At 49.4% G+C, this 257-nt stretch carries 1 protein-coding gene; it reads left to right on the top strand.

The window, feature by feature from the left end; genetic code table 11:
• Nucleotides 1-257 (top strand): glycerate kinase (locus FTW16_RS21470; RefSeq protein WP_146492391.1); only part of this gene is annotated, 257 nt, incomplete at both ends.

Raw genomic sequence — 257 nt, 5'->3', positions numbered from 1 at the left:
GTGGCAGTGCGACCAATGATGGTGGTGCGGGTCTCGTTCAAGCTCTAGGTGGGTGCTTGTTAGATTGTAAAGGGCAAGATGGCAAAGGACATGAGCTTAATCGAGGTGGTGCTGCACTTGCAGAATTCGCATCAATAGATCTTACCGGCTTAGATTCGCGCTGTGCTGATGTTGAGTTTATTGTGGCGTGCGATGTTGATAATCCACTGTGTGGTGAGAATGGTGCTAGCTATATCTTCGGCCCACAAAAAGGAGCG

This window comes from Vibrio sp. T20, from assembly GCF_007858795.1.
In the GTDB taxonomy this organism is placed as follows: domain Bacteria; phylum Pseudomonadota; class Gammaproteobacteria; order Enterobacterales; family Vibrionaceae; genus Vibrio; species Vibrio satsumensis.
This window is presented reverse-complemented; position numbering and strand designations above follow the sequence as displayed.